The 6130-nt window shown below is 40.3% G+C and carries 2 protein-coding genes and 1 pseudogene; all 3 read right to left on the minus strand.

What is annotated here, in order from left to right; translation table 11 throughout:
- Positions 1-371: pseudogene (locus OQ5_RS20685) on the minus strand (hypothetical protein); the annotation flags it as partial.
- Positions 343-4014 carry a two-component regulator propeller domain-containing protein gene (locus tag OQ5_RS0109365; RefSeq protein WP_016777242.1) on the minus strand — a complete coding sequence of 1224 codons (3672 nt, stop codon included), beginning with the start codon at positions 4012-4014 and terminating at the stop codon, positions 343-345. The gene OQ5_RS0109365 and the pseudogene OQ5_RS20685, both read right to left, overlap by 29 nt.
- Before the next feature lie 41 nt (positions 4015-4055).
- Positions 4056-5348 (minus strand): BNR-4 repeat-containing protein, encoded by a 1293-nt coding sequence (locus tag OQ5_RS0109370; RefSeq protein ID WP_016777243.1) that lies wholly within the window; start codon positions 5346-5348, stop codon positions 4056-4058.
- Positions 5349-6130 lie beyond the last annotated feature (782 nt).

Here is a 6130-nt window from a genome sequence, read left to right on the forward strand (position 1 = left end):
TTAAGTCGTTGTACCCTGATGAATTCTTTTGCTGTAAAGCCGGTCAGGGCTTTTATTTTACGGTATGTTTGATTGGTAGACAAAGACAATTTTCTGCTCAGTTTCTCCACATCAAGGTTGGGATCATCTACATTTTCGTCAATTACTTTAACCGCTTGAGTAAGGAATTCCTCATCAAGTGAAGAAAGCGTGATTTTTTCCGGCTCAAGCAATCCGGATGATTTAAATTTTTCTCTGTTTTCTCCTCTTGCTTCAAGAATATTGAGCAATTTCAAGCGCAAAGAAACCATATTGAACGGCTTGTAGATGTAATCAACCGCCCCCAGACGCAAACCTTCTATCTCATCTTCTCTTAAAGTTTTGGCTGTCAAAAAAACAAAGCGGAATATGAGAGGTATCCAGATCGCTGCGAAGCAAACGTGCGAGCTCAAAACCATCCATTCCGGGCATCATAACATCCGAAATAATAATATCTGGTGCAATTTTCCGCGCCATATCAAACGCTTCTTTTCCATTCGAAGCCGTATGTATATTGAAATGAATGGATAATCCCTCCCGAATGAACTCACTCATATCCCCGTCGTCTTCAACCAGCAACACATCAGCCATTTTTTCAGGTAAATCAGGGGGATATTTTTCTTCACCAAGGTCATTTCCTGACAAATCATCACCGGAAGAAAGCTCTGGAAAAGAACTTTCTTCTTCTTTTTTTGAAGCGTAAAAGGAAGATTGAGAATCTGATATTTTATCAAGATTCATTGGAATAATAACCCTGAAACAACTACCCTTCCCGGGTTCACTGTCCACCTGGATTATACCCTTATGCTGCTCTACAAATATTTTACACAAATAAAGTCCTATTCCCCCGGTGCTTTGTATTCCTTTCTGATTTATCTGATAAAAACTTTCAAATATTTGGTCGTGGTTCTCTTCCGGAATACCCATCCCGTTGTCAGTCACCTCCAGGAAAAAAGAATCTGCATGTTCATCTGCGTCATCAAATATTCCCGCCCTCACAGAAATTTTGGAATTATCGTCGGAATACCTGAATGCATTGGAAAGAAGGTTATAGAGCACTTTTTCTATTTTATCACGGTCTACCCATACAATGATATCTGGTGGGCTATAATCAACCGTGAAATTAATTTTTCTCGATCGGGCCATGGAACGAAAAGTTTCATGCATTTCCAAAAGGATGGGAACAATATTCACTTTCTGAAGGAGCAATTCCATTTTTCCCTTTTCCACTTTTCTAAATTCCATCAATTGGTTCACCAGTCGCAAAAGTTTTTCTGTATTGCGGTGCATTACTTCAATGGATCTGCGGGCATACGAAGGCAGATCGTTTTTCTGAAGCAGTTCTTCTGCGGGACCAAGAATCAAGGTCAACGGCGTTCTGAATTCATGGGTGATATTGGTGAAAAAATGGACTTTATGTTCATAAACTTCCCTGTCTTTTTCGTGATGAACCTTTTCGAGCATCAGCCTGCTTTTCTCTCGCACCTTAATAATCGAATATTGCTTAAAAAAGTAAAGCAGCCCGATAAGCAGCAAAGCATATCCTGAATATGCCCAGATTGTTTGCCACCATGGAGGTGTTATTGTAAGAAACAATTGCGCAGGTTGCTCAGATTCTGTACCAAGGCTGTTTTTCGCTTTTACCTTAAGAACATATTCCCCGGGAGGCACATTGGTATAAGTAGCTGTATTTCTTTCTCCTATATTATTCCATTCATCATCAAAGCCTTCCAAAATATAAGAATAAGAATTCTTCTCAGGGCTTTTATAATCCATTGCCGAGAAAGTAAAAGTAAAAACCCTGTCTTTGTGAGACAAAATAATTGAATCGGAATAAGTAATATTGTTTATGGAAGATTTCCCTTCTGATATTTGATTCTCTTTTGTTAAGCTCTTATTGAAAACAAGCAGATCGGTAATCTTTATTTCCGGTGGCCGTGTACCGCAGTTCAACCCGGTGTTTTCAAAAACAATAAACCCATGCCTTCCTCCTAAAAACAAATTTCCGGCATTATCCCTGAAAGAAGAATTTCTCTCTATCCCAAGGTGCAGATATTCCTTCATAAAATATTCATCGACAATCTTTTCCTGAGAATAATCAAACTTTACCAACGCATCATAAAATCCAATATAGATATGGGCGCTGTCACCTTCAAGGATGTTCATAACCAGAGAACTGTTCAGATTATCAATATCAGGATACTTTTTAAACAAGATGTTTGTTTGGTCATCAGCGCCTGTTTTTTCAACCATTCTGTTCAGTCCGTTGTTGGTTCCGATCCATAAATTGCCTGAAGCATCTTCATGAAGGCAGTTCACTACATTGTCATTAATAGAGGCCTCACCATCTCCTGAGAAAAAATTCAAAAATTTATTATTGACCGGATTAAACCGACTCAAACCCTTTTGTGTTGCAATCCAAACCATTCCATGGCTGTCTTCATGAATATCACGGATATTATTGTCGGCCAACCCTGATTCGGATGCCAGAAAATTCTCTATCCGGATATCCTCATTTTGAATCAGTATTTTTGAAAAGCCGTTTTGCATGGTTCCCAACCAAACGACTCCATGATACTTTTTTGAAGCACACAAACTATTGACCTTGTTACCAGGGATATCTTGCGGAGTCTGGTTGTTAAAATAACGGAACGATGCATTGTCCCCTTTTGCTAATTCAGCTTTGGGGAAGAAAAGAAGGCCTGCATCATCTGTGCCCACAAATAAGCCTGATGGAGAGCTACAAAGTGAGAGAACAGAATTCGATCTGAATAATTGACCATTATGAAAGTATTCCAGTCGGGAAATCTTATTTCCACACTTAAAATGATCGCCATCCGGGACATAAGAGGTTAAACCGTCCGAACACCCCACCCAGAAACAATCATTATACCCTTTGGTGAAAGCCTTTACAATACTAAGCCCAGCTTCATCTGCCGAATTATCGCGAGTTGAATAATAACTTATTCCGGTCTTAATGACCGAAGCCTTATCTATTTTGGCACTTCCAACCCAAAGCACTCCCGACCTGTCTACATATAGAGCAGTAATATTGTTACCCGATATGCTGTATGGCTCTGAAACATCGCTCTTCAAGTTAATAAATCCGGCCTCTGAAGGTTCCTTCTTTTGTTCGCTTTTTTGAAGCAATGAAACCCCGGCGTCCCAGGTACCAATCCAAATATCACCGGATTCATCAATAAACAAACGGTAAACATTATTCGAACTAATACTGCCTGCTCTGTCTCTTTTCTGATAATGCTTAAAGCGGATGCTGTCCTTATCAAAGTGAGGAATCATTTTACTGAGACCGCCTCCCCAGGTTCCAATCCACAAATCACCCTCATCGGAAGTAACCAACTGGGTAACAACATTATGAGGGACAGAATGAGAATAATTCTTCTGGTCGGGTAAGTAGCGCTTAAAAGATTTGCTCTCAGGATTCAGATTAACCAATCCCTGATAGGTAGCCACCCAAAACTCATTCGTTTGATCTTCAATAATATCGCTGATTACATCGTGGGGTAAATAAGATACCCGGTGTTCATTTTCAGGGTTCAGCATAAAAAGACCATCGCTCCATGTACCTACCCATATGTTATAATCAGAATCCTCGTATAGTGATATTATACGACTCTCAAAATCGAAAATCTCTATTTTTCCTGTCTTGGGATTCAGTTTATTCAACCCGTCGGAAGTTCCTATCCAGATATTCCCTTTATGGTCTTCCAGGAGTGATACCACTTCTTTATTGCTTAGGCCATTTGGATTGTTAATTCCTGAAGTATATACCACACATTCGTAACCATCAAAACGCGTAAGACCATTCCATGTGCCGATCCATATAAATCCCTGACGATCCTGAATAATAACATTGGCTTTACTCGCGCTAAATCCGTCCTCAATATTATAGGAGTCAAAATCAAAAGTTTTCTGCGACCGGATTTCCGCAGAAATAAGAACAATTGCCATCAAAAATACAATGCCCCGTTTCATAACAACAACCTTTTTCCTCTCTGGTGCTAATCATTTATGGGTCAATAGTGAATCTTTATATTGCCTGAAAAGTCCGTATAATGAATATATCGTTCATTCTCCATCCACAAAACACAAGATTTTCGAGGCTGTAACCCCCATGGTACTACAGGTCTCACCTGATCTAATTCAGAACCGGTTGTAACGGCTTGTGATGTCCACTCCGATTCATTGTTGAGTTTCCAACGCTCAATCTCAAATGTTTGGTCCACCATGCGCGAAAGATACACTACCGAAGCATCATTCCAGTCAACAGATAAACCTCCTGAATAATGCGGTTCTCGTTCTTTTCTTCCTTCAGGAGTTTTGGGGAACCAACGTCCCGAATTGCATATTTCCGCATCCATCCACTCATTCCCGTCAAAGCTTGCATAATGGTATATATGCTTTTCCTCAGACGGATAACTGGCGTAAAGAATCACAGGAAAATTATCCTCATTTGTTTTAATATCATAAACCCAGGCCCTTCCTTTTCCTGAGGTTCCGTCATAAACCATAGTTGCTTCGGAGGGTTGAAAAGGCAATTCATCTACCGTGCAAATTTTAGCACCGTTTGCCCGATAAAAAATACCATCTTCATAGTAGGCATAGTAAACACTGTTAGTCGGTTCAACCCGGGGATGACCATCGGTGAAGGTCATGTGAATGCGAGCCCGCCCGTCAGAAAAATATTTTACATAAGGGCGGTTCCCGGGATCAAAGGGTTGAGGACAAACAACAACTTTGCTTTTGCTCCAGGTCTGACCGCCATTATCACTCCAGCTCATCGTGGGCTTAAAACCGGTCCACCTTCCAAAGAGATAAATTCTGTTATTCTCTTCCGACAGTAAGAAAGGATTGGCATAGGTATAACGTGGCTTGCCGTAAAGCTCTTCTTGCTCAGGATCAGCCGGGTTGATCTTGCGGGGTTCTTCCCATTCTGTAATATCTCCGGAGGTGAGTGTCTTTGACATAAAAAGTTCCTCATTGTGATGCCGTGTATAAAAAGCCAGGATATGACCATCAGGCATTTCGAGAAAAGCCGGATTGTTATGGTCATCGACCTCCAGGCGGGGATGAATCATTCCGTGTGCTACTTGCTCACTTCGCGGATCAAAAGAAAAGGCTGTAATAGAGCCATCCTCAGAAACACCACCCGAAACCACAACATAGTTTCCGTCATTTTGAAGGACTATTGCCCGTGGGTCTGAAAACCAACACCAGGCAGAATCATCGCTTAATACTTTTGTCTCTTCCTTTGGCAATGTGCATCCTGTCAGTAGCAGAATGATAATTGTTCGAAACAATTTTTTCATTGGCGTCTTTTTTACAGATTGTTAGATAAAAGCATCTTACAGGCAGAAGGCAGAAGCGACAATTTCTATTGAAAAATGTTTTCCAGTTTATTGTATAAACCGGTCAGATAAACAATATCTAACCACATACGCCATATGCCTGTTATGCTCCCCTAAGTTAGAAAAAGCATCTCATCATCTTACATCTAACTAGTGTCGTGTCAAGCATAAAATATCGCACCAAGCATCACTGATTTTCGTTTTTTCTTCATGATAAAAAGCTTACGTAGCTATGGCTATGCGCGCTTTTTATCACTTTGAAAAAAGCAAAAATCAGTTTCAACTTATACGACATTTCATACATGACACGACACTAGTGCTCGTCTATAAACTCGCAAAAAATTTTTACAATCTGTGTGTCTGTTCAGAAAGTACCAGTTGCAAGGCTTGTGAAGCCGCCAAAAACGGAGTTTACTACTCGTAAATGAGTATTTTGGCGGCGAGCGTAACACAGCAAATGGTGCTTTATGGACAGACACTAACTATCTATTGATTGTAATAACATTAAACCAGATAACGGGTTAAACACGACGAAAGTAACCTTTAAACCATAGCTTTATTAAAAGAAACTCTGCAATTCCTGTTAATTTTTCTACATTACACCTTTGGAGGCTAGAAATTAGTGATTAGTGGTTAGTGGTTAGTGGTTAGTGGTTAGTGGTTAGTGGGAGCTTCCGGTAAACAAAAACCCGCCATTCGAGATAACGAACAGCGGGCTTTCTGACACTCAATGATTTTTTCTT

The organism is Anaerophaga thermohalophila str. Valhall, from assembly GCF_000250735.1.
Classification (GTDB): Bacteria; Bacteroidota; Bacteroidia; order Bacteroidales; family Marinilabiliaceae; genus Anaerophaga; species Anaerophaga thermohalophila_A.

Excerpts from the sequence above, each read along its gene's own strand:
- OQ5_RS0109370 (WP_016777243.1), bottom strand. The coding sequence starts at position 5,348 with ATGAAAAAATTGTTTCGAACAATTATCATTCTGCTACTGACAGGATGC.
- OQ5_RS0109365 (WP_016777242.1), bottom strand. The coding sequence starts at position 4,014 with ATGAAACGGGGCATTGTATTTTTGATGGCAATTGTTCTTATTTCTGCG.